A 23,456-nucleotide genomic window follows, 5' to 3' on the forward strand; every position below is an offset into this window, starting at 1 on the left:
TTTGCAATCCGCAATATGTGGCGCCAAGTTTAGCGCTTTTTAAGGCTGGAGCGTCAAGTGTCTGACAGGTAAACTGCGCGATAATCGAATTCCATATGACGGTGCGGGAATGGAACTGAAAGCAACATCAATGGGTAAGCGCCTGGCACAGCATCCCTATAATCGGGTTCGACTGCTGGCTGCTGGCGTGGAAGTCAGTGGCGATCGCCATGAATATTTGATCCCGTTTAACCAGTTAATCAGTATTGCCTGCAAGCGTGGCATGGTGTGGGGCGAGCTGGAATTTCAGTTGCCAGATGAGAAAGTTGTTCGCCTGCACGGCACCGAGTGGCAGGAAACGCAGCGCTTTTTCCACTATTTACAGCACGCATGGCAGCAGTGGAGCCTGGAGATGAGCGACGTGAGCGCTGAGGTGCTTGTCGCGCTGGAACAGGAAATCCTTGCTTTCATCCAGCAGGACCGTTGGTTGAAACGCAGTGAGCTGAATACGGTAAAAGAGAGCATCATGCGGCAGTTCTCCGCGTTACCGCTACCTCTTGCGCGCATTGCAGAATTCGATAATTGCCGTGACCGCTGGCACTTCTGCCAGCAATGGCTGGATCAAGGTGAAACGGCCATTCGCCAGCGCAATCGCGAATGGACCGCCAGGATCCTCAAGGATTATCACGAATTTTTCTCCACGGTAGAAACCACGCCGCTGAATTCCTCGCAGTGTGAAGCCGTGGTAAATGGCGAAGATGCACTGCTGGTGCTGGCGGGTGCGGGTAGCGGTAAAACATCTGTGCTGGTGGCGCGAGCGGGTTGGCTGCTGCAACGAAAGCTAGCGCAACCGGATCAAATTTTATTGCTGGCGTTTGGGCGTCAGGCGGCTGAAGAGATGAATGACCGCATTCAGACGCGTCTGGGTGAGAGCGCGATTCAGGCGCGTACCTTCCATGCGTTGGCGCTACATATCATCCGCGAAGGCAGTAATAAACAGCCGGTAATCAGTAAGCTGGAAAGCGACAGCAAGGCGCGGCGGCATCTGCTGATAGCAACCTGGCGTGAGCAGTGCAATAGCAAAAAAGCGCAGGCCAGCGGTTGGCGCCAGTGGTTGCAGGATGAGCTTGAGTGGGAGATCCCCGAAGGACCGTTTTGGCAGGACGACAAACTGGCGCAGCGTGTAGCCTCACGCATGGAGCGCTGGCTCGGGTTAATGCGTATGCATGGCGGCGCGCAGGCAGCGATGATTGCGGATGTGGCAGAAGAACAGCGCGACAACTTTAGTAAGCGCGTTAAGCTGATGGCACCTCTGCTTAAAGCCTGGAAAAGCGCCCTGAAAGAGGAAGGCGCAGTCGATTTTTCCGGGCTGATCCATCAGGCAATCGCCATTCTGGAAAAAGGCCGTTTCATCAGCCCGTGGAAGCATATTCTGGTGGATGAATTCCAGGACATCTCACCGCAGCGTGCTGCATTACTGACGGCTTTACGCCAGCAAAACAAACGAACCAGCTTGTTTGCCGTGGGCGATGACTGGCAGGCCATATATCGCTTCAGCGGCGCAGAGATGAGCCTGACGACAGCGTTTCATCACTATTTTGGTGAAGGGGATCGCTGCATACTCGATACCACATATCGTTTTAACGATCGCATTGGTGAAATTGCTAATCGTTTCGTCCAGCAAAACCCGCACCAGCTGCGCAAGCCGCTTAACAGTCTGAGTAAAGGCAATAAGAAATCGGTGACGCTATTACCGCAGGATCAACTTGAGCCGCTGTTCGATAAGCTTAGTGGTTATGCAAAACCTCATGAGCGGGTGCTGCTGCTGGCGCGCTATCATCATCTGCGACCGGCTATCCTGGATAAAGCCAAAACACGCTGGCCGAAACTGCAGATCGATTTTATGACGATGCATGCCAGTAAAGGACAGCAGGCGGATTTCGTGATTGTGCTTGGTTTGCAGCAGGGACGTGACGGTTTTCCGGCCGAAGCGCGGGAATCGATCATGGAACAGGGGTTACTACCGCAGCCGGAAGATTTCCCGGATGCGGAGGAGCGGCGTCTGGCGTATGTGGCGATGACGCGCGCACGCCAACAGGTGTGGTTGATGTTCGATAAAGATCGTCCCTCAGTCTTTGTTGAACACTTCCGCGAATTGGGCGTGCCGCAAAGTCGTAAGGCCTGATGATTATGATTTCAGGCGATCGGCGAGGTAACGCTGATAGTCTGGAATTTGGATCTCAACCTGCTCCGCAAACATTGGCGACTGGATAATAAAATTGGCGGTGGTGCGATTAGTAGCGACAGGGATGTTCCAGACGGTCGCCAGGCGAAGCAGCGCTTTTACATCCGGATCGTGCGGTACCGCATTGAGCGGATCCCAGAAGAAAATCAGCACATCAATTTTCCCTTCCGAGATCAACGCGCCTACCTGCTGATCGCCGCCCATCGGGCCGCTCAGCATGGCGTTGACGTCCAATCCCGTATGACGATTAATCAGATTTCCCGTGGTGCCGGTAGCGTACAGGACATGGGTTTGCAGCGTATTTTGGTTGAATTGCACCCATTCCAGCAGCGAGGCTTTACAGTGATCGTGCGCAACGAGGGCGATATGTTTTTGAACGTTAAGGGTACGAACGGTTTGCTCCATAGGGCTTCCTGATTCTTCTCATGCATTATTTGTTAATGCAGGAGTTTACCCCTGGCGTTTCATTACTATCAACTTGTGCGTAAGGTTTTCATCCAGCTAATAAAACGCAGACGTGTGGCAGCATCAAAACGCTTAAACCAGCCCTGCAATGCGGGCAAATCGCTGGCGTCCTGCCAGGCATAGTCAAGATCCGACTGCTCTGCGGTGATAGTTAACGAATGAACGGCAAAACGCGGCACGGAGGCGGTATGTGCATCGCGGTTATAGTTCAGCATCGCCTTTTCGAAATCGTTATCACTTTCCCGCGGTAAACGATCGCGCAGACTTGTAATTTCATTGCCACTTTCATCAATTAGCTGGAAGTTGAGTGTTTTATCAAAGACGTTGCGTTCGTGACGATTATTCAGTGCCGGTAAGCGAATCGCAACGGAATGAGCATTGGCGGTAAAAGTGACAATCATTGGCACTGACTGAAAGTGAGTGGTATCTGCCGCTGGTTTTTCAACCCGAAAGAGAAATTGATGCTGTCCTCGTTCTAGCTCAAGACTTCCTGCACCTTTTAACAGCGAACCCGAAATTTTACGTCCATCCAGCACCAGCAGTTCAATCTCAGGATTGAGCTTAAGGGTGATGGCATGGCAAGACGCCGATACGAGCAACACGAGTAAACTCGTAACAGTCCAAGACAGCTTCATTTCAACTCCCGGCAGCAGGGGGGATAAATCGATTATGTGTAGCAAATTATTACATTATGGCAGTTAATTTACATTTTAACATATTTATTCGTGCTGCTGCGCAAACTTCTCATGCAAGGCGCTTGCAGTGAAGATCGCATTGCCATCTACACTTAAGCGAATGAACCAGGAGAAAAAAGATGAATGATCAAACAATCCGCGATGTGCTAACCAAAACTAAACGTATCGCATTGGTAGGCGCCAGCGATCGCCCCGACCGACCAAGCTATGGCGTAATGAAATATCTGCTCGATCAAGGCTATGAGGTGATTCCAGTGAGTCCTAAACTGGCTGGGAAGCAGCTGCTTGGCCAAACGGCGTATGCCACGCTGGCAGAGGTTCCAGGAAAAGTGGATATGGTTGATGTGTTTCGCAATGCCGAAGCAGCATGGGGCGTGGCGCAGGAAGCGATCGCTATTGGTGCGGATACCTTATGGCTGCAGCTGGGCGTAATAAATGAACAGGCCGCGGTTTTAGCGCAGGATGCCGGAATGACGGTAGTGATGGACCGCTGTCCTAAGATTGAAATACCGCGACTGGGGATAACGCATTAAGTAGAAACGGCGACCTGAGTCGCCGCTTTCGTTAATGTCGCAGGCTTGGTGCCTGCAGCTGCTGCCGAATAGAAGCGGCTAACTCATCCATTGAGGGTTGTTCAGGATGCTCGAACGAGGTTTCACCCGCGAGCTGCACCTCAGCGACGTAAGTATGCACCTGATCGCCTTCTTCATCTTCCATCACCACGTGATACCAGGGCGCGGCGCGTAATGCTTCGCTAGAAGCAACATCATCGACTTCTGGCTCATCAAGCGAAAACTCCGGATCGACATCCACGATAACGCCGAGCACCCCGGAGAGACGATGCCGGACTTGCTGTCCAATTCCAAATTTAGTCGTAATCATTGTGACCTCCCAAAAGACTGCCCTGCTACCGATATGGAGGCAGGAACAGCGTTTTCAAGTCACAGCACGCGGCAGGCAAAACCTTTCAGATAAAGCCCTTCAGGATAGCTGGCGATCACTGGATGGTCGGCTGCCTGACGGAACTGCTCTATAAATTGTACATCACGACCAGCATCTACGGCGGCATCGGCGATGATTTTCTGGAATAAATCGGTCGGCATCAGGCCAGAGCAAGAGAACGTCAGCAGCACGCCACCGGGATTCAACAGCTGAATTGCCAGCATGTTGATATCTTTATAACCGCGACATGCCCCCATCAGCTGGTTCTTGTTTTCGACAAATTTCGGCGGATCCATGACGATTACGTCAAACTTCTCCCCGCTGTCGCGATAGCGGCGCAGCAGTTTAAATACATCGTCACGCACGAACTGCGCGCGCGACACATCGAGGCCATTCAGCTCAACGTTTTGTTTCGCCACGTCGAGCGCATCCTGCGACGTATCAACGCTGATCACCTCGCGGCAGCCGCCCATCAACGCAGAAACCGCAAAACCGCCGGTGTAGGAGAAGCAATTCAGCACGCGGGCGTTTTCAGAGTAGCCACGCGTGGCATAACGGCTATCACGTTGGTCGAGGTAATAACCGGTTTTATGACCGCCCTGTATATCTACCAGCAACTTCATACCGTGCTCGGTGATAGGCAGCAGCGGTGGCGGCAGTTCACCTGAAACCGGCCCTTGCGCCAGTTCCAGTCCCTCTTTTTTACGTACCGCGACATCCGAACGATCGTATATAGCACAATCCGGGAAGCACTGTTGCAACGCTGAGACAATGGCCGGACGCTGATACTCGGCGCCGGCTGACAACAGCTGCAACACGAGGAAGTTGCCGAAACGATCGATGGTAACGCCTGGCATACCATCAGACTCACCGGCGATCAGGCGATAGCTATCCAGCCCATCGCGTTTTGCCAGCCAGTCACGCCACAGCTGCGCTTGCTCAAAGCGGCGCACGAAGAAGGTGATGTCGATTGACTCATCCTGCTGCCAGCTCCAGACGCGTGCGCGAATTTGTGATTGCGGAGAATACGCGGCGCGAGCCAGCCACTTGCCATTGCTATCGCAGACATCAATGGTTTCACCAGACTGGGCTTTACCTTCCATACGTGCAACGGCACCCGAGAACACCCATGGATGGCGGCGGAGCAGGGATTTTTCACGTCCCTTTGCGAGAATCAATCGAACGGTCATAGTTTGCTATGCTTACCTGAAAAAATGAGGCGCCATTTTCCGGCGGATGGCGGCAAATTGCAACGCAAGGTGAGGGGAGAACGTAATGGCAACCACATGCTGTAAAATTTGGGTGCATGGCATCGTGCAGGGCGTGGGATTTCGCTATCACACACAAACCCAGGCCAGGGCATTGAATGTTAACGGTTATGCACGCAATCTGGCGGATGGCAGCGTTGAGGTTTTGGCTGCCGGTGAAGCGCAGCAGGTCGATGCATTAATCAGCTGGTTAAAAGCAGGTGGGCCGCGCAGCGCGCGCGTGGATAAAGTGCTGGTGGAGCCGCATCAGCCGACAGAGCACCCCACCCGTTTTACTACCGGTTGATTACAGGCACTTAGCCGGTTTTGGCAATCCCGCGATTTTGGTGGCTTGTTTTGCTGGACCTTCCGGAAACAGGCGGAACAGGTAGCGGCTGTTACCTTTCTCCTCGCCATATTTTTGCGCCATAGCCTTTACCAGCATGCGCACTGCGGGTGAGGTATTAAATTCCTGATAAAACGCCCTGACAAAGTGCACAACTTCCCAATGCGCTTCACTCATCACGATCGCTTCCTGCTCCGCAATAGCGGCGGCGAGCGGCTCGCTCCAGTCCGCGCTATTTTTCAAATAGCCTTCCGCGTCGGTGGCAATCTCTTTACCGGCAAAAATCACAGTTGTTCCTCATTACGTTAATCGGCACATTGTAAGTTCGGCCGGCCATAAAAAGCAAAAACCCCGCCGAAGCGGGGTTTAACAACGGTTGCGCTAATTTAATCGCGGTTAGCGAAGCCCAACAGGCTCAACAGGCTAACAAAGATATTGTACAGCGATACATACAGGCTCACGGTCGCGCGAATATAGTTGGTTTCGCCACCCTGAATAATGTTGCTGGTTTCCCATAGGATGGCGCCAGCAGAGAACAGGATGAACAGGGCGCTAATGGCCAGATGCAGCGCAGGCAGCTGCAGGAAAATGTTGGCAACCACGGCTACCAGCAGTACCACAAAGCCCGCCATCATCATGCCGCCGAGGAAAGACATATCGCGGCGGGTCGTCAGCACATAGGCCGAGCAACCGAAGAACACCAGCGCGGTCCCCCCCAGCGCCATGGCAATCACATCACCCATGCCTGCGGTAAGAAACGAGCTGAGGATCGGGCCAAGGCAGTAACCGAGAAAACCGGTGAAGGCGAAGGCCGCGAGAATACCTGCAGGGCTGTTGGCCAGGCGATGCGTCAGGAACATCAAGCCATAAAAACCAACCAGCATCAGAATCAAGCCCGGTGAAGGCAGGGCAAACACCGTGCTGAGCGTGGCGGTCACTGCAGAGAATGCCAGCGTAAAGCCGAGCAGGAGATAAGTATTGCGCAGCACTTTGTGGGTGCTGATTAACGACTGCTGCGACGAGCTAATAACTCTTTCCATCACGCGCTCCTTAAAGAGAGAAACACCAAATATGGCAAGAGGATACGCAGCGTCTCAAAGAGAGAAAAGGCGTTTTACCCATCTTTACGCGATAAATTGCTGTTTCACTGAGCAGAATGGCGAATTTGACGCCGAAAAAATAGAATTTGGCTGTTTTTCAGCCGAACGATTCAATACGGGCTTTACATCTATCGGGGGGGTGTTTATAGTGCGCCTCGTTGCGGAGAGATGGCCGAGTGGCTTAAGGCAACGGTCTTGAAAACCGTCGATGGGAAACCATCCCAGAGTTCGAATCTCTGTCTCTCCGCCACTCACTCTTGCAGAGTGACGCAACAAAAAAACAATCCGGAGGGATGGCCGAGTGGCTTAAGGCAACGGTCTTGAAAACCGTCGATGGGAAACCATCCCAGAGTTCGAATCTCTGTTCCTCCGCCATATTAAAGAAGCCCGCAGCAATGCGGGCTTTTTGCTTTTCTGCGTTCATAGATTCCGAAAAACATCGCGTTGCTTTTCAATCTGCTGCCGTTGCCCGACGGCACGCGCGTTTACTGCTATATTCCATTCACGGTTTTTGCAAACATCTGGCGATTTTCCGATGCAAGCTGGGTTACACTGTGCGGTAATTCGCTCTTTGGCGAGCTAATCGTTTGAAAGCCAGAGTGTTTCACTGATGAATTATGGAATAGGCACAATGATCAATAAACTGAGTCTTTGCGCGTTGTCAGTCATCGCTGCGCTCCCGATGGGCATGTCCGCCTACGCGGCGGATGGAGATATGCAACTCCAGCAGGTGCTGATGTTAAGCCGTCATAATCTGCGTGCACCGTTAGCGAATAACGGTAGCGTGCTGGAGCAATCCACTAAAAAAAGCTGGCCGCAGTGGGATGTTGCGGGTGGTGAGTTAACCACCAAAGGTGGCGTGCTGGAAGTTTACATGGGTAATTACACCCGTCAGTGGCTGGCGCAGCAGGGCCTGGTACAGAATGGCACGTGCCCAGATAGCAGCAATGTCTTTGTGTACGCTAACAGCCTGCAGCGCACTGTTGCTACCGCGCAGTACTTTATCACGGGCGCTTTCCCTGGATGTGACATCGCGGTTACGCATCAGGATGCGATGGGCACCATGGATCCTATCTTCAATCCCGTGGTTACCGACGGCAGCGATGAGTTCAATAAGAAAGCGCTGGCGGCGATGACAGCCGCGAATGAAAAACTGGCGCTTAAGCCGGCTTTCCAGCGCCTGGAAAAAATCGTTGATTACAAATCTGCACCGGCCTGTAATGGCAAAAAGCAGTGTGATTTGAGCAGCGGTGATAACACTTTCAGCGCGGATAACGGTAAAGAGCCCAACGTGAATGGACCGCTGAAGATCGGCAATTCGCTGGTGGATGCGTTCACGCTGCAATATTACGAAGGCTTCCCGGCCGATCAGGTGGCGTGGGGACAGATTAAAACACCTGAGCAGTGGAAAGAGCTGGCGGCGATCAAAAACGGTTATCAGGATGCGCTGTTTGCCTCTCCTGAAGTGGCGCGCGAAGTGGCCGCACCGCTGGTGGATTATATCCGCAGCCAGTTAGTCGATCAGGACAAAGCCAATGCGCCCAAAGTGACGCTGATGGTTGGGCATGATTCCAACATTGCCTCTTTACTCAGCGCGCTGCAGGTGAAGCCCTATGAGCTGCCGGGCAACGATGAGAAAACGCCAATTGGCGGTCAGGTTGTGTTTGAGCGTTGGCACGATGCGAAAAACAATAAAGATCTGCTGAAAATTGAGTACGTGTATCAAACCGCCGATCAGCTGCGCGATGCCGATGTGTTGAGCCTGAAGAATCCACCAAAGCGTGTCACGCTACAACTGGCAGGTTGTGAAACGGATGCCAACGGCTATTGCAGCTGGGATCAATTCTCTGGCGCATTGAATGGTGCACTGGAAGGTACACCGCTGCAACCCGCTGCGGCCCCAGCGCCGGCGGAACAGCCTGCACCAGCAGCTGCTAATGATGACGCGAAGCAGAAAGATCAGGCCGCGGCTGATAAAGCAGCAGCAGACAAAGCAGCAGCGGATAAAGCGGCGGCGGATAAAGAAGCGGCACAAAAAGCAGCTGAGGCCAAAGCGGCAGAAGAAAAAGTGAAAGCCGATAAAGCAGCCGACGATAAGGCTAAAGCAGAGAAAGCCACTGCACAAAAAGCGGCAGATGACAAAGCTAAAGCCGATCCCGCCGCAGCGCAGAAAGCACAAGCGGATGCGACGCCAGCCAAGCCGGCAGAACCAGCCAAACCGGCACCGACAACCAGTAACTAAAGTTGATACCAAAAGAAAACCCCGCCTCGGCGGGGTTTTTTATGCTGATTAATTTAGCCAGCCACGACCACCAGCTTTTGGTTGGCAAACTCTTTGATGCCTAGATCTGACAGTTCGCGTCCATAGCCTGAACGTTTTACCCCGCCAAATGGTAGCTCGGCAGAGGTATCACTCTGTGAATTGATGAATACCATGCCGGTTTCAATTTGTGAGGCCATTTTACGGCCGCGGGCGATGTCCTTCGTCCACACTGAACCACCAAGGCCATAATTAGAGTCATTAGCCAGCGCTACCGCGGCGCGATCGTCTGCCACAACATACACTTGTGCCACCGGACCAAAGAACTCTTGATAGTAAGCTGGATTTTCCGGTGTTAACCCAGTAAGGACCGTGGGCTGGTAATAACAGCCAACACCTTCAATCGCACGGCCGCCAAACTCTACGCGCGCGCCATGTTTCACCGCGTCATCCACCTGTTTTACCAGGCGATCGCGCGCATCTTTCGAGGAAAGTGGACCCAGCGTGGTTTTCTCATCCAGCGGGTCACCCGGCGTGGCGGACTGCAGGGCGGCGCTGAATTTCGCCATAAAGGTGTCCGCAATTTTCTCATGCAGAATAAAGCGTTTGGCCGCAGTACACACCTGGCCGCAGTTGCTGAGGCGGCCCTGTGCGCCCTGGCGAACCGCTTCATCAATATCGGCATCGTCCAGCACCACGAACACATCGTTACCGCCCAGTTCCAGCGTTGATTTTTTCAGGTGTTTACCCGCTTGCTCAGCTACCGCGCTGCCAGCACGTTCGGAGCCGGTTAGCGCCACGCCTTGTACGCGATGGTCGGCAATCAAATCCGCCACCTGATCGGTAGAGATAAACAGGTTAGTCCAGGCACCTTGAGGTGCTCCGGCTTCGGCTACCAGTTTCTCAAACACATCAGCGCAGTGCGGCACAATGTTGGCATGTTTCGCCAGCACCGGGTTACCCAGCGCCAGATTCGGTGCCAGTACACGCATCAGCTGGTAATAAGGAAAATTCCACGGTTCGACGGCAACAATCACACCAATCGGATGATATTCAAGCCAGGCGTCACCGACATCACTTTGATAGGGCTGCGGCTGTAAAAACGTGGCGGCATGTTCGGCGTAGTAGCGGGCGATCTGTGAACAGATTTTCACTTCCCCGCGGCTCTGCCCAATAAGTTTGCCCATCTCTTTACTGGCAATCGTGGCGAGTTCTTCAGCGCGTTGATCGATCAAATCGGCTAAACGATGCAATACCTGCAGCCGGGGCTGAATATCGCCTTTGCTCCACGCGGAATGAAAAAGCTCATCAGCGGTTTTCAGTGCCTGCTGTGCATAGGCATCATCGTGCTCGTTCCACGCTTTTAACAGTTGGTTGTTGGCCGGATTGATACTTTGATAGGCTGACATACAGGACTCCCTGGAGATATAAAGATAACGAAGGCGGGACATTGCCCGCCCAGAATTCAAACGTTTTTGCGCTCAACGGTTTTGTCGTCCCAGGTCAGAACATCCTGGTCGGTCTTTTTGAAAGCGCGAATCAGCACGTCAGTATTGCCTTGCTGACTCCAGATCTGCTCTGCCAAACGTTCGTCGTAGTTGGCTACCTCAAAAATGGCTTCAGCAATTTCGCGCGATGTATGGCGCAGCGAAGCCCATTCGCCCACGTGATGATCTTTCGACTGTTCTGTTGTCATAAAAGTCTCCTGTTGTGGATTTTATCCTTGCAGCTTTACCGCCAGTTCGGCGACGTGTTGGCCCTGGTAACGGGCTATATCCAATTCTTCCGCCGAGGGTTGACGTGATCCATCTCCGCCGGCAAGCGTGGTTGCGCCATAAGGCGTGCCACCACGCACGTGCGAGATGTCAAAAAGTTCTTTGGTGCCATAGCCGATGGGAACAATAACCATGCCGTGGTGGGCAAGGGTGGTCCACACCGAGGTGATGGTTTGTTCCTGTCCGCCGCCAGTGCCTGTTGAGGCGAAGACGCTGGCGATTTTGCCGTACAGTGCGCCCGAGGCCCACAGCCCACCGGTGCGGTCCCAGAAATTGCGCATCTGACCCGCCATATTGCCGAAGCGAGTAGGGGTGCCAACGATAATGGCATCGTACTGCGTTAGATCTTCCGGCACAGCTTCACGTGCCGCCTGATTGACTTTGCCGCCAACCTGGGCAAAACGCTCCGCGTCCATACTTTCCGGCACGCGTAGAATGGTAACGTCTGCACCGCTTACGCGCTTTGCGCCTTCCGCCACGGCCTGCGCCATGGTTTCAATGTGTCCGTACATCGAATAGTAGAGCACTAAAATTTTTGCCATTGTTTTCATCCTGCTGGGGTGATGAGTACTCAGAAGTATAGAAGAGCCTGCGTAGGCTGCTGTACAGAGGATGACCAGACGCCAATAATGCGCGTCTAACTGCTTGTAACGCGGCGGTAAATTTGGCTTTTAGCAGATAAATGAGTGAATTATGTGTTTCAAAGTATGAATACGGGGCGGGATTTATCATGCTATTGGCTATTCTTTAAACAGGTGAGCGGTATATCCTCACCCTGCTTTTCGCAGCGGCATTGTGAAAAGTCCTCAACCTGAATGCTCAATCCTGGAGGAAATGATGGCGCAACATCGTGGAGGATCAGGCAATTTCGCAGAAGATCGTGAAAGAGCCGCAGAGGCAGGTCGTAAAGGCGGCAAAAACAGCGGGGGTAATTTTAGAAACGACCCGCAACGCGCCTCTGAAGCAGGTGAAAAGGGGGGACGCAGTCGCAGCAAAAAATAGCGCGTCTGTTCACCATTCCCCCAACCGCCGGGTTAGCCCGGCGGTAACAATCATTGCAATTTCCATTCTCTCTAAGCAAACTGACCGCCAATTCACTCTTTTGGTGCGTTATGTCCGTTTCATCCTCTCGTTTCAGCTTACGCATTTCGCGTCAGGAGCTGGTGCTCATTTTTATTACCATGGTTTGGGGTGGCACCTTTTTGGTGGTGCATCGAGCGATGGCGCATTCCGGTCCGTTTTTCTTCGTAGGGCTGCGTTTTGCCACGGCTTCGCTACTGCTGGCGTTTTTCTTCCGTCGCTATCTTAAGCAGGTCACCTGGCTGGAAATTAAAGCTGGCGCGCTGATCGGTGTGGCGATTGCCGGCGGCTATGGGCTGCAAACCTGGGGCATGCAGACCATCTCCAGTAGTCAATCGGCGTTTCTCACCGCGCTGTATGTGCCGGTGGTGCCGCTGTTGCAGTGGGTGTTCCTGCGTCGTCCACCGGGGTTGATGGCGTGGCTGGGGATTTTACTGGCATTTACCGGTCTGGTGCTGGTAGCCGGTCCGCAGGATGGTAGCCTGACGTTAAATGCAGGCGAAATCGCTACCTTACTCAGCACGCTGGCTATCGCAGCCGAGATCATCCTGATTAGCCGCTATGCCGGACAAGTCGATGTACGTCGGGTGACGCTGATCCAGCTGATGGTCGCATCCGCTTGTGCCTTCGTCTTGATGATCCCGAATGGTGAATCGGTTCCTGCCATGTCAATGCCACTGCTGCTCAGCGCGCTGGGCTTAGGTGCGGCCAGCGCATTAATCCAGGTGACGATGAACTGGGCGCAGCGTAGCGTATCGCCAACGCGTGCTACGGTGATTTATGCCGGGGAGCCGGTTTGGGCGGGCGTAGTAGGGCGTATCGCAGGGGAGCGTTTGCCTGCCGCTGCGCTGCTGGGCGCGGCACTGATTGTGTGCGGGGTCATCGTCAGCGAGCTGCGTATCCGTCGGAAGAAAGCGGTGCCCGATGAGGCACCGCTCGAACCTTAAGGATGTTGCCGTGCCGCCTGGTTCGCCAATGCGGCGCCGCGTCGTTGCAAAATCGCGTTAAGAATGATGGCACCAAAGGTCGCGGTGCCAATACCGCCAATAGTGAAGCTACCAATCTTCAGCGCAAAATCACCGGCACCCAACACCAGCGTGGTCGCCACCATGATCAAATTGCCGTTCTGATTGAAGTCGACGTGGTTCTGCACCCAAATACGCGCGCCTGCTACCGCAATCAAACCAAACACCACAATCGATGCGCCACCAATCACCGGACCGGGAATGGTGTGAATCAACGCGCCAAATTTTGGTGAGAAGCCGAGCACCAGCGCAATCACCGCCGCCGCGACGAAAGCTAAGGTCGAATAGACTTTGGTCACCGCCATCACGCCGATATTTTCGGCATACGTCGTCACGCCACTGCCGCCCATCGAGCCGGATAACATGGTTGCTAATCCATCGCCGACGAATGCGCGGCCCATCCACGGATCGAGGTTGCGTCCGGTCATGCCTGCCACAGCCTTAATGTGTCCAAGATTTTCCGCCACCAGAATAATCGCTATGGGCGCAATCATCACGATGGCCTGCATATCAAAGATCGGCGCGGTGGTATGCGGCAGACCAAACCACGCCGCATTGGCGAGACCGCTAAAATCCATCGGTTTGCCGAAACCCAGCACGTTGGTCAGCAGCGTGTAGATCGCCCACGCTACAATCAGTCCTACCAGAATTAGCAGGCGCTGGATCATGCCGCGCGTAAACACCGCCACTAGCCCAATGCACAGCACCGTCATCACCGCCATCCAGCTGTCGAACATCGAGCCGGATACGCCGTGTACCGCAATCGGTGCCAGATTGAGGCCAATTGCCATTACCACCGCACCGGTCACCACCGGCGGCATCAGGCGTTCTATCCAGCCGGTGCCGACTTTCATCACCACCAGACCAATCAGCGTATAGAGCGCGCCGCAGGCGATTACGCCACCGAGCGCCAGCGCCAGATTGGGATTGAGTCCCTGGCCGTTAAAGCCGGTTACCGCAATAATCACGCCCACAAACGCCGCGCTGGAGCCGAGATAGCTGGGTACGCGACCGCCGGTGACGACAAAAAACAGCAGCGTACCGATACCGGAAACCAGAATCGCCAGATTGGGGTCAAGTCCCATTAGCAACGGCATCAATACCGTTGCGCCAAACATTGCCACAGCATGCTGCAGGCCAAGGACGACCGTCTGCGCCAACGGCAGCGTTTCATCCGGCGCGATCAGCCCATCATCGGTTAAGGCTGACTTTTTCTGCCAGCGGGGGAACCAGGAACTCGCCATCGTCATCTCCAGGGTGTCAGTGAAAGCGGGCCGCACAGTGCGGCGTTAGCGGGCATCCTGCCGTAAAAGGTGATGATATCCACGGTCAAACCATGCCAGGCCGTGCGTCTCATCGTTGCACACCAGCGCCTGCACTTCGCAAAACAGAATGTCGTGTGTGCCAACGCTCACCACCTGCGCGACCTTGCAGTCAAACGACACCAGCGCGCCCTCTAACAGTGGGGAACCGCTGGCGAGCGTTTGCCACTCGGCTGCCGCGAAGCGTTCTCCCATCGGCGTTTTGCCACCAAACAGCGTCGAGAGTGCTTCATGCCCGGCGGCCAGCGTGTTGACGCACAGATAGCCGTTATCACGAAAAATCGGCCAAATCGATGCCGAACGATTCAGGCATACCAGCAACGTTGGCGGTGTATCGGTTACGCTGCACACCGCTGAAGCGGTAAAACCGGCGCGTCCGGCGGGGCCATCGGTGGTGATGATATTCACCGCTGCGCCTAAGCACGCCATGGCGTTACGAAACGCATCGCGCTCCACAAGGGGTAAAATAGGTAGTTCGTGCACGCTCATCAGCGGCTCCTGTGATTAGCTGGCCGCACGTTGGGCAGGCGTAGCCGTATCGGCCAGCCAGCGCAACAGCAGCGCGTTAAAGTTGTCGGCATCCGTCACGCTCATGGCGTGACCGCCCCAGGCCATCTCAATCAGGCTGCCGTTGGGCAAGGCTTGCGCCAGCTGTGGCGAGCAGCTCCACGGCACCAGCAGGTCGTCCTGACTGCAAATCGCCAATACCGGCTGCGCGATCCGCGCCGCCTGCGCACGGAAATCGGCGCTTTTAAGCGCGTGTAAACGGCGCAGCAGATTTTCCATGCCCTGAAAATGGGCCACATGGTGCGCATCTTCCGCCGCAATACGCGCCTGATTACGCGCCAGCCATTCAGCGGGATACAGGAACAGCGGCTGCGCGCGTACAAAGGCTTCAACACCGACGTTCATCAACAGATCCTGACGCACCTGGAAGCAGCGCTGCGTATGCGCATCCAGCGACAGCCAGCCGTTGATCACCACCACGCGGCCCACGCGCGAGGGGAAATTCAGTGCCAGCTGCAGGCCAATCAAACCGCCAAGCGCATGACCGATAATGTCGTAATATTCAATGCCCCGTTGTTCCAGCGCGTCGGCCAGTTCCGCCGCCATCATCGCCATGCTGTAGCCATCCGGTAACGTAGCCGCGCTGCGGCCGGTGCCGCGCTGATCGTAGGTGACTACGCGATAATGCGGCGTCAGTGCTGCCAGCTGCGGCTGCCAAAAACCGGCTACGCCGCCTAAGCCCGAAGAGAGCACGAGCGTCGGCGCATCTTTATCGGTTAAACCCTGGATCTCCAGATGCATCAGGCCTCCTGCTTGCCGATGTGGGCAACCGTGGCGATTTCGATCAAGGCATCTGGCTTCACCAGTCCGCATTGGATACAGAAGCGCGCCGGTTTATCGCCGGGAAAGTATTCGGCATAAATCTGGTTTATCGCCGCGTAGTTGCTCCAGTCGGTGAGAAATATCGAGTTGAACGTCACGTCGTCCATGGTGCCGCCAGCGGTTTCAATCACCTTTTTGATGGTTTCCAGCACGTGGCGCGTTTGCGCCGCTGCATCACCCACGTGCACCACATTGTTGCTGGCATCGAACGGCAAGGTGCCGGAAACATACACCACGCCATCGGCTAAGGTGCCGGGCACGAACGGGGCAATCGGCGTACCGCTGCCGGGCGGAATAATCACACTCTTAGGCATGGCGAAATCCTCTTTTTATCGGTTTGCAGGTGCAACGGCGCATTAGCTTTTTAGCGCTTCACAGAACGTATCGGTATCGCTTACCCAGCCAAAAAACGTTTCGATATTAAAAATTGCGGCCTGCTGGGCGAACGCCGGACCCGCTTGATAAGTCGCGTCTTCCAGCACCACGCCGAAATACTCAAGGAAGAAGCCGTCGCGCAGCGTCGATTCCACGCAGACATTGGTGGCGATGCCGGTAAACACCAAATGGCGAATGCCGCGGCTGCGCAGCATGCTGTCGAGCGGCGTGTTGAAAAAGCCGCTGTAGCGCGGTTTCGGCAGCACGATGTCGCCGGCCTGCGGCACCAGTTCATCCACCAGCGCATAATCCCAGCCGCCTTTCGACAGCAGCGTGCCCTGCAGTTCCGGACGTTTGCGCATGGTCTTCAGCGCGTTGGATTTGTGGAAATTGGGGGAACCGGCATCGCCAGCCTCCACGTATTGATCGTCCCAGCCATTCTGGAACCAGATGATCTGTATACCGGCGGCGCGCGCGGCGGTCACTGCCTGGTGAATTTTGGCAATTACCGGTTTAGTGGCAGAGACATCAAAGCCCGCCAGGTCGAGATAGCCTCCTTCGGTGGCGTAGGCGTTCTGCATATCCACCACAATCAGCGCACTTTGCGCCGGCGGCAACGCGATAGCTTCCGGGCGCGCGGGCAAAGTGATGTTCGGTAAACTCTCGGTATGGGCGCAAACAACGGTACTCATCAGGCAACCTCCTGCTGGGATGCAATCAAATTGTGGCGGCACTGCATTAATGGTTGGATACGTTCACCGAAATCTTCGATGCCTTGCAGGAAGTCGTCGAAGGTCAACAGCACGCCTTGCGTGCCATCGACTAATGCAACTTCATCCAACATTCGTGCCACATTGGCGTAAGAGCCGACTAATGTGCCCATATTGATGTTGACGGCGGAGGTGGGATCGGCCATCTGGCGCACGTTGGTGTCGCTGCCGGATTTAGTGTCCTGCTGGCTTTGGGTGGTGAGCCAGGCGAGCGCCTCTTCATCGGCACCGGCTTTGTAGTGCTCCCATTTGGCGCGTGCGGCGTCGTCGCTTTCGGCGGCGATAATCATAAACAGCACATAGGAACCGACATCACGACCGGCTTTATCGGCGGCCTGTTTCATGCGCGCGGCGGTAGGTGCGAAGGCGGTTGGTGTGTTGACGCCTTTGCCGAAGCAGAAGTTGTAATCGGCATGCTGCGCCGAGAACGCCATGCCAGCATCGCTCTGCCCGGCGCAGATTACCTTCATCGGTTTTTGCGGCTGCGGGCTGACGCGGCAATCGTTCATGGTAAAGAATTCGCCTTTGAAATCGCTCTGGCCGGTGCCCCATAAATCGCGCAGCACGGTGACGTATTCGGTCAGATATTGGTAGCGGCTGGAGAAGTAGGCATCGCCCGGCCACAGGCCCATCTGCTCGTATTCCGGCTTCTGCCAGCCGGTGACAAGGTTGACGCCAAAGCGGCCATTCGAGATGGAATCAATGGTGGATGCCATACGCGCGACAATCGCTGGCGGTAACGTCAGCGTGGCGGCGGTTGCGTAGATCTCAATACGTGAGGTCACTGCCGCGAGGCCCGCCATCAGCGTGAAGGATTCGAGGTTGTGATCCCAAAACTCGGTTTTACCGCCAAAGCCGCGTAGCTTGATCATCGAAAGCGCAAAGTCGAAATGATAATGCTCTGCTTTCAGCACAATCGCTTTGTTCAGCTCAAAGGTTGGCTTGTATTGCGGCGCATGGGTGGAGATCAGCCAGCCGTTATTACCAATCGGGATAAAGACGCCAATTTTCATGTGAAACCTCTCTGCATTAGACGGGGATTGCTTCACGCGCTGCGCTGCTTCCTGCACGCATCCTACGGGCGGCGCTCGATCACAATTCTGCAAAGGCTGTGCCACATTTTTAAAAGGCTTATACAACAATGTGTTAAAAATATTGGCGGTTTTAAACTGGAGTGATTGGTCCAAAACAGACCGTTTGGTCAAAAACTTCTGCACGTTTTTCATGCGCCGCATGGTCAAAAAAGGTGCAGATGGGCGATTAGGCAGGAAAGGAGGCCTTTGTTATGATGCATTTACGCAGGACGGATGAGGTAACAGTGTGAAAAGCGATGAAAAAAAACCGGGACGCCGCTCGCGTGCGGTCGCCGCAAAACGGGCGGCCATACTCGAAGCGGCCTTAGCCTTCTTCTCGCAATTCGGCATTCACGGCACCAGCCTGGATAAAGTGGCCGAGCGCGCCGATGTCTCCAAAACCAATCTGCTGTATTACTTTCCGTCGAAAGAAGTGCTGTATGTGGCGGTTCTGAAAGAGATCCTCGATGTGTGGCTGGCACCGCTGCGTGCGCTGCAGCACGATCACGATCCGCTGACGGCGATTCGCCAATATATCCGTCTGAAACTGGAAGTCTCGCGCGATCACCCGCAGGCCTCGCGCCTGTTCTGTCTGGAAATGTTGCAGGGTGCGCCGTTGCTGAAAGGTGAACTGGCCGGTGATTTAAAGGCGCTGGTGGATGAGAAGGCGGCAATTATCGAGCAGTGGATCGCCGAAGGTCGCCTGGCGGGCGTGCAGCCACAGCACCTGTTTTTCCTACTGTGGGCCACCACGCAGCACTACGCGGATTTCGCCTCGCAGGTGGAAGCGATTACTGGCCAAACGTTGCACGATGCGGCGTTCTTTGAACAGACGCTGGAGAACGTACAGCGCATGATTATTGAAGGGATCCGCGTGCGCTGATCCCGCTTTTTCAAGGAGAGAGCATGGATTCCTTATCGCAGCTGACGTTAGGTGCGGCAGTTACCGTCGCCGTGATGGGCAAACGCGTGCCGGTTTGGCAGGCGGCGCTGGTGGGCGCGATCGCCGGCACGTTGCCGGACCTCGATGTATTTATCGATCATGGCGATGCCATCCGCAATATGACGCTGCATCGCACCGAAAGTCATGCGCTGATATTTCTCACCTTAATCGCGCCGCTGCTCGGCTGGCTGGTGGCGGGCGCGATGCGCAGTCGAACTCACTGGCGCGGCTGGACGCTGGCAATCTGGCTGGCGCTGGTGACGCATCCACTGCTGGATCTTACTACCGTTTACGGCACCCAGCTGGGTCTGCCGCTTACCGACTTCCCCTATGCCATTGGCAGCATGTATATCGTCGATCCGCTGTATACCTTGCCATTGTTAATTGCACTGCTGATCGCCTTGTGGCGACGTGATGCCGTGGGCTTGCGCTGGAATCGGATGGGATTATTAGTGAGTACGCTGTATCTCGGCTGGAGCATGGTGGCACAACACATCGCCACGCAGCACATTGAGCAGGATTTGGCGCAGCAAGCGGTGCAGCCTGAGCAGGTTCTGGTGACGCCGACGGCGTTTAATACGCTGGTGTGGCGCACGGTGATTATGACGCCGGATCGTTATGGCGAAGCGTATTGGTCGCTGTTATCACCGGGTCGCCCGCTGCACATAAGCTGGCACGATCGTCAACCTGAATTGTTTGTCCCGTTTAAAGGCCAATGGCACGCCGAACGCGTGGCGTGGTTTAGCCATGGTTTCTACGCGATGCAGCAGCAGGGCGAGCGAACGTTGATTAGCGATTTGCGCATGGGGGAAGAGCCGAATTACACCTTCACCTTCAATCTGGGATCGCCGCAGTCGCCTGAGGTGGCGCCACAGCGTGAACCTTCGCTGCGTCCCGCTTTAGGCGAAGCGTGGCGAAAATTGCTAGAGAGGTTATAACGAGAAAGGCCCGGTGAAATCACCGGGCCTTTGGCTGTGAAAATCAAGCCTTACGACGACGCAACAACCATCCCATCGTCAGAATCACAAACCACAGCGGCGTCACCATCAGCGCCTGACGGGTATCTTCCTGCAACGTGAGCAGCACCAGTACAAAGGCAAAGAACGCCATGCAGACCCAGCACATAAATTTACCCAGCGGCATTTTGAATTTCGATTCCGCATGACGCTGCGGATGCTGCTTACGGTATGCCAGATAGCTGCACAGGATGATGGTCCAGACAAACATAAACAGAATGGCCGACACCGTGGTGACCATGGTAAATACGGTCATCACATCCGGAATCAGATAAATCAGCGCCACGCCCGCCAGCAGGCACAGGCAGGAGAAGAACAGACCGGTCGTCGGCACCGCACGCGCCGAGAGGCGTCCAAAGGCTTTATGCGCCACGCCCTGTTCTGCCAGGCCATACAGCATGCGGCTGGTAGAGAAGATGCCGCTGTTCGCGGACGAGGCCGCTGATGTCAGCACCACGAAGTTAACGATGCTGGCCGCGGCAGGCAGGCCAATCAGCACAAACATCTCAACGAACGGGCTGCGATTCGGCAACACCTGATTCCACGGTGTTACCGCCATGATTACCATCAGCGCCAGCACGTAAAACATAATGATACGCAGCGGAATAGCGTTGATGGCACGCGGTAAGACTTTATGCGGATCTTTAGTTTCAGCCGCGGCGGTACCTACGAGTTCAATACCAACAAAAGCAAAAACCGCAATCTGAAAACCGGCAAAGAAACCGCTCAGCCCTTTCGGGAACATGCCGCCGTGATCCCAGATATTGCTCAATGAGGCGGTGCCGCCGTTCGGGGAGGGATAATGCATGCTCACCAGCACAACACCGGTAATGATCAACGCGACAATGGCGACGATTTTGATAATCGCGAACCAGAACTCCATCTCACCGAATAACTTCACCGTGGCGATATTCAACGCCAGGAAGACAAAGACGCACAGCAGGGCGCTCATCCAGATGGAGAAATCCGGGAACCATAGCTGGAAATAGGCGCTGATCGCCACCACGTCGGCGATGCCGGTCACCACCCAACAGAACCAGTAGGTCCAGCCGGTAAAATATCCCGCCCACGGTCCGAGTAAATCGGCGGCAAAATCGCTGAAGGATTTGTACTCGAGGTTGGAGAGCAGCAGTTCGCCCATGGCGCGCATGACGAAGAACAACATAAAACCGATGATCATATAGACAAAAATGATCGAAGGGCCGGCCAGGCTGATAGTTTTACCCGACCCCATAAATAGCCCGGTGCCGATGGCACCACCGATAGCGATTAACTGGATGTGACGATTATGCAGGTTACGCTGGAGCTTATCCGGCTGTTCGGCCTCAACTAGCGCCTCTTTCGATTGATCAACCATAAGTTTTTCTTTCCTGTCGGGATGTTGTGTCAGCTCTTTTGGCTGATAAGGTATGTGCCTTTGTAAGGGCAAGGGGCATAAGATAGTGGAAAGCCAGGCTGTTTCGGTAATGGTTTTTTACCTTTTGTGACCTTTTACGAGCTTTGCTCTGTCAGCAAATATTTACAGGGTATAAAGCAGCGTCATTTTGCGTAAATCTTCAACAAGTAAGACATTTACGCCGCTCTCCTGCCACGCGACCTCTACACTTGTTTATTCATTTCGTCAGGAAAAGTGAGGCACTGTGCGCGCTCTGTTCGCCGTGGCATTGCTGGCTGTTTGCGGCTGGCTCAGTTTACCGTGGTTGAAGATCCATCTGCCGCCGCAGTGGAATCCCTTTACGCCGCTTAACGTAACCGATCCGCCAGGTTGGATGACGCGCTACAAGCTAAAGAGGTTAAGTAACGATCCGGCTGCCTGTATGGCGGTGATGCGGCAGGCCAGCGAACAGCGGCTGGTGCAATTCCGCGCGGTGCCGCCAATGCAAGGTGATTGCCCCATTGAACAGCCGCTGCGTATTAGCGGTTACGGTGACGTCACCCTTAGCAGTAGCTTTCTTGCTAGCTGCCCGATGGCGGTGACCAGCACGCTGTTCGTGATTAATAGCCAGAACGCTTTGCGCCAGGCAGGTATCACCAGTCCGCTGAAACGGATTTCCCACGTAGGGAGTTATGCCTGCCGTAATATTTATCATCGACAGGAAGGAAGATTAAGTGAGCACGCCAGCGCCGATGCCTGGGATGTTACCGGCTTTCAATTGGCGAATGGTCGCTGGTTACAGGTAGGTAAGAACTGGCAGCAGCCAGAGGATGCTGCTGCAGGTTTGCATGCGCTGTGGCGCAATGGTTGCGCGACATTCGGCAATGCGCTGGGGCCTGATTACAACGCCGCGCATGCCAGTCACTTCCATCTTGGCATGCGCGGGACCGGTTATTGCCGTTAGTTACACAACGGGATTAAGTCCACGTTTTATCAGAAAATGATTAGCTGGCCATGAGAAAAGAAAGCCAATCATTATCGCCAGTTGCAGCATAAACCAGAATACGATCAGCAGCGGGTTAATCTGCTGCGCAAGAACGAATTTCAGAGCCAATGCCATAAAGAAAAAAATCCCTAACTGGTATATCAGCACAGGGAAAACTTCGGTTTTCAGAGCGATCAATAAGGCGCTATAAAATGAATGTTTTTCACGTTGGCGAATGGCGAGAAACTGGAAAAGTAATCCAATAAACAATGAAACTATCACGCAAATAATTGCTTGCATCCAAAGGGCAGGTGTAATTGCAAAGTGTTTCAGCAGCGTGACTATCGGGATTGTCATCATATCGCCGAATATACAAGCCGCTGCGGTTAACGAGGTGGAAATAAAAATGGTTTGCCAGTTCGTCGTTTTTTGCATTTTACGTGGGATCAGCAGCGCAATTTTCAGCTGATGAGAAGGTTTGCGGCCCAGATACCACCAGGCAAGCCATCCAATAAAAGGCATATACAAACCGGTTAAGGGCCAAATGATATTCATAACCGCAACCGGATGGGGATGGCGAAAAAGGTCTTTAAGAATCATTAGGGCAGTGCAACCGCCCAACACAAGGAAAGGTAATGCCAACTGGTTCAACATAGTCTGTTCCGCTGATTTTCCCAACTACCTGTGACAAAGCGCCTTTCGTACCGAGCGGCATTGTCTCCCCTTGCAACGGGTGATACACAACACTGTTCTCAAGTAATAAGCGTAGCCGCAAATTAGATTGAGATAAATCACACCGTGCGATGCTGCCTTACCTCATCCGCAGAAATAAGTGGAATTAAGATTAAGTTGAAACTCATTCTCTGTATAACCCCCTTTCTCAGCAAAAGAATCTGCTCCGACCTTTGATAATTTTAGTTAATGACGATGCTGAAATTTATCGGTTGGATGTTCATTTTCGATGAATAGGGTGATTGAAACTACTTCAGAAAAATCCTATTCTAATCTGATAAGGAATTAAAGTTGTGAGCTCGCTTACAAATAGCGTG

The 23,456-nt window shown here is 54.2% G+C and carries 26 protein-coding genes and 2 tRNA genes; 11 read left to right on the forward strand and 17 right to left on the reverse strand.

The genetic code is table 11. The annotated features are described in order from the left end of the window. Window positions 1-109 precede the first annotated feature (109 nt). Window positions 110-2,164 carry a DNA helicase IV gene (gene helD / locus ACIP6T_RS03090; protein ID WP_400455319.1) on the forward strand — a complete coding sequence of 685 codons (2,055 nt, stop codon included), beginning with the start codon at window positions 110-112 and terminating at the stop codon, window positions 2,162-2,164. A gap of 3 nt (window positions 2,165-2,167) precedes the next feature. On the opposite strand, the gene ACIP6T_RS03095 is transcribed toward helD, so the two are convergent. Both ACIP6T_RS03095 and ACIP6T_RS03100 read right to left on the reverse strand, forming a co-directional pair. Next, window positions 2,168-2,629: a methylglyoxal synthase gene (locus tag ACIP6T_RS03095; RefSeq protein ID WP_097094325.1), complete on the reverse strand. Its 462-nt coding sequence runs from the start codon at window positions 2,627-2,629 to the stop codon at window positions 2,168-2,170. 68 nt (window positions 2,630-2,697) lie between these two features. After that, window positions 2,698-3,324, reverse strand: a complete 627-nt coding sequence (locus ACIP6T_RS03100; protein ID WP_345826934.1) for a DUF2057 family protein — start codon at window positions 3,322-3,324, stop codon at window positions 2,698-2,700. Between the two features lie 179 nt (window positions 3,325-3,503). On the opposite strand from ACIP6T_RS03100, the gene ACIP6T_RS03105 reads away from it, so the two are divergent. Continuing rightward, entirely contained in the window at window positions 3,504-3,917 is a 414-nt protein-coding gene (locus ACIP6T_RS03105; protein ID WP_097094323.1) for a CoA-binding protein, read from the forward strand. Window positions 3,918-3,948: 31 nt separating this feature from the next. On the opposite strand, the gene hspQ is transcribed toward ACIP6T_RS03105, so the two are convergent. Both hspQ and rlmI read right to left on the reverse strand, forming a co-directional pair. Continuing rightward, on the reverse strand, window positions 3,949-4,266 hold the full coding sequence (gene hspQ / locus ACIP6T_RS03110; protein ID WP_097094322.1) for a heat shock protein HspQ: 318 nt from the start codon (window positions 4,264-4,266) through the stop codon (window positions 3,949-3,951). 59 nt (window positions 4,267-4,325) lie between these two features. Continuing rightward, complete coding sequence (rlmI, locus tag ACIP6T_RS03115) at window positions 4,326-5,516, reverse strand: 23S rRNA (cytosine(1962)-C(5))-methyltransferase RlmI (protein WP_345826933.1); 1,191 nt, start codon at window positions 5,514-5,516, stop codon at window positions 4,326-4,328. A gap of 85 nt (window positions 5,517-5,601) precedes the next feature. On the opposite strand from rlmI, the gene yccX reads away from it, so the two are divergent. Next, complete coding sequence (yccX, locus tag ACIP6T_RS03120; RefSeq protein WP_097094320.1) at window positions 5,602-5,880, forward strand: acylphosphatase; 279 nt, start codon at window positions 5,602-5,604, stop codon at window positions 5,878-5,880. Here yccX and tusE read toward each other — a convergent pair whose 3' ends face one another. Beyond that, on the reverse strand, window positions 5,881-6,207 hold the full coding sequence (gene tusE / locus ACIP6T_RS03125) for a sulfurtransferase TusE (protein ID WP_097094319.1): 327 nt from the start codon (window positions 6,205-6,207) through the stop codon (window positions 5,881-5,883). A gap of 98 nt (window positions 6,208-6,305) precedes the next feature. Beyond that, complete coding sequence (gene yccA, locus ACIP6T_RS03130; protein ID WP_097094318.1) at window positions 6,306-6,959, reverse strand: FtsH protease modulator YccA; 654 nt, start codon at window positions 6,957-6,959, stop codon at window positions 6,306-6,308. Between the two features lie 222 nt (window positions 6,960-7,181). Here yccA and ACIP6T_RS03135 point away from each other — a divergent pair. From ACIP6T_RS03135 to agp, 3 genes are all read left to right on the forward strand, one after another. Further along, window positions 7,182-7,269 (forward strand) — tRNA-Ser (locus ACIP6T_RS03135). A gap of 37 nt (window positions 7,270-7,306) precedes the next feature. Then, window positions 7,307-7,394: transfer RNA gene (locus ACIP6T_RS03140), tRNA-Ser, on the forward strand. Between the two features lie 256 nt (window positions 7,395-7,650). Then, window positions 7,651-9,261, forward strand: a complete 1,611-nt coding sequence (gene agp / locus ACIP6T_RS03145) for a bifunctional glucose-1-phosphatase/inositol phosphatase (RefSeq protein ID WP_400455326.1) — start codon at window positions 7,651-7,653, stop codon at window positions 9,259-9,261. Window positions 9,262-9,314: 53 nt separating this feature from the next. Here the strand turns inward: agp and ACIP6T_RS03150 are convergent, their stop codons facing one another. From ACIP6T_RS03150 to wrbA, 3 genes are read right to left on the reverse strand one after another with little or no spacing between them, the layout of a single operon-like run. Further along, entirely contained in the window at window positions 9,315-10,688 is a 1,374-nt protein-coding gene (locus tag ACIP6T_RS03150; protein WP_400455328.1) for an NAD-dependent succinate-semialdehyde dehydrogenase, read from the reverse strand. A gap of 56 nt (window positions 10,689-10,744) precedes the next feature. After that, window positions 10,745-10,975, reverse strand: coding sequence for a YccJ family protein (locus ACIP6T_RS03155; RefSeq protein ID WP_400455331.1), 231 nt, complete (start codon window positions 10,973-10,975; stop codon window positions 10,745-10,747). A 21-nt stretch (window positions 10,976-10,996) separates the two neighbouring features. Then, window positions 10,997-11,596, reverse strand: a complete 600-nt coding sequence (gene wrbA / locus ACIP6T_RS03160; protein WP_097094314.1) for an NAD(P)H:quinone oxidoreductase — start codon at window positions 11,594-11,596, stop codon at window positions 10,997-10,999. Window positions 11,597-11,891: 295 nt separating this feature from the next. Here wrbA and ACIP6T_RS03165 point away from each other — a divergent pair, with 295 nt between their 5' ends. Continuing rightward, the gene (locus tag ACIP6T_RS03165; RefSeq protein ID WP_071845623.1) at window positions 11,892-12,056 is read left to right on the forward strand and encodes a general stress protein; all 165 of its coding nucleotides are present in this window, start codon (window positions 11,892-11,894) and stop codon (window positions 12,054-12,056) included. A gap of 110 nt (window positions 12,057-12,166) precedes the next feature. Next, window positions 12,167-13,081 (forward strand): DMT family transporter, encoded by a 915-nt coding sequence (locus ACIP6T_RS03170; protein WP_345826929.1) that lies wholly within the window; start codon window positions 12,167-12,169, stop codon window positions 13,079-13,081. Here the strand turns inward: ACIP6T_RS03170 and rutG are convergent. From rutG to rutA, 6 genes are read right to left on the reverse strand one after another with little or no spacing between them, the layout of a single operon-like run. Then, window positions 13,078-14,403, reverse strand: a complete 1,326-nt coding sequence (gene rutG / locus ACIP6T_RS03175; protein ID WP_400455336.1) for a pyrimidine utilization transport protein G — start codon at window positions 14,401-14,403, stop codon at window positions 13,078-13,080. The genes ACIP6T_RS03170 and rutG overlap by 4 nt on opposite strands. Before the next feature lie 45 nt (window positions 14,404-14,448). Further along, the gene (gene rutF / locus ACIP6T_RS03180) at window positions 14,449-14,970 is read right to left on the reverse strand and encodes an NADH-dependent FMN reductase RutF (RefSeq protein WP_400455338.1); all 522 of its coding nucleotides are present in this window, start codon (window positions 14,968-14,970) and stop codon (window positions 14,449-14,451) included. Between the two features lie 15 nt (window positions 14,971-14,985). Continuing rightward, on the reverse strand, window positions 14,986-15,789 hold the full coding sequence (gene rutD / locus ACIP6T_RS03185) for a pyrimidine utilization protein D (protein WP_345826927.1): 804 nt from the start codon (window positions 15,787-15,789) through the stop codon (window positions 14,986-14,988). After that, window positions 15,789-16,184, reverse strand: coding sequence for a pyrimidine utilization protein C (gene rutC / locus ACIP6T_RS03190; protein ID WP_097094309.1), 396 nt, complete (start codon window positions 16,182-16,184; stop codon window positions 15,789-15,791). Before rutC ends, rutD begins: the two co-directional genes overlap by 1 nt. Window positions 16,185-16,226: 42 nt before the next feature. Beyond that, window positions 16,227-16,937, reverse strand: a complete 711-nt coding sequence (gene rutB / locus ACIP6T_RS03195) for a pyrimidine utilization protein B (RefSeq protein WP_097094308.1) — start codon at window positions 16,935-16,937, stop codon at window positions 16,227-16,229. Continuing rightward, entirely contained in the window at window positions 16,937-18,028 is a 1,092-nt protein-coding gene (gene rutA / locus ACIP6T_RS03200) for a pyrimidine utilization protein A (RefSeq protein WP_097097557.1), read from the reverse strand. Before rutA ends, rutB begins: the two co-directional genes overlap by 1 nt. 307 nt (window positions 18,029-18,335) lie before the next feature. On the opposite strand from rutA, the gene rutR reads away from it, so the two are divergent. Both rutR and ACIP6T_RS03210 read left to right on the forward strand, forming a co-directional pair. After that, window positions 18,336-18,971 (forward strand): HTH-type transcriptional regulator RutR, encoded by a 636-nt coding sequence (rutR, locus tag ACIP6T_RS03205; protein ID WP_345826926.1) that lies wholly within the window; start codon window positions 18,336-18,338, stop codon window positions 18,969-18,971. Window positions 18,972-18,994: 23 nt separating this feature from the next. Then, window positions 18,995-19,969, forward strand: coding sequence for a metal-dependent hydrolase (locus tag ACIP6T_RS03210; RefSeq protein WP_345826925.1), 975 nt, complete (start codon window positions 18,995-18,997; stop codon window positions 19,967-19,969). 43 nt (window positions 19,970-20,012) lie between these two features. Here ACIP6T_RS03210 and cycA read toward each other — a convergent pair whose 3' ends face one another. Next, window positions 20,013-21,404 carry a D-serine/D-alanine/glycine transporter gene (gene cycA, locus ACIP6T_RS03215; protein ID WP_097094305.1) on the reverse strand — a complete coding sequence of 464 codons (1,392 nt, stop codon included), beginning with the start codon at window positions 21,402-21,404 and terminating at the stop codon, window positions 20,013-20,015. Between the two features lie 283 nt (window positions 21,405-21,687). Here cycA and ACIP6T_RS03220 point away from each other — a divergent pair, with 283 nt between their 5' ends. Continuing rightward, window positions 21,688-22,386 (forward strand): extensin family protein, encoded by a 699-nt coding sequence (locus ACIP6T_RS03220; RefSeq protein WP_345826924.1) that lies wholly within the window; start codon window positions 21,688-21,690, stop codon window positions 22,384-22,386. On the opposite strand, the gene ACIP6T_RS03225 is transcribed toward ACIP6T_RS03220, so the two are convergent. Continuing rightward, complete coding sequence (locus ACIP6T_RS03225; protein WP_400455344.1) at window positions 22,387-23,061, reverse strand: DUF4396 domain-containing protein; 675 nt, start codon at window positions 23,059-23,061, stop codon at window positions 22,387-22,389. Between the last annotated feature and the right edge of the window lie 395 nt (window positions 23,062-23,456).

This window comes from Pantoea sp. NPDC088449 (assembly GCF_044753225.1).
GTDB classification, from domain to species: domain Bacteria; phylum Pseudomonadota; class Gammaproteobacteria; order Enterobacterales; family Enterobacteriaceae; genus Pantoea; species Pantoea floridensis.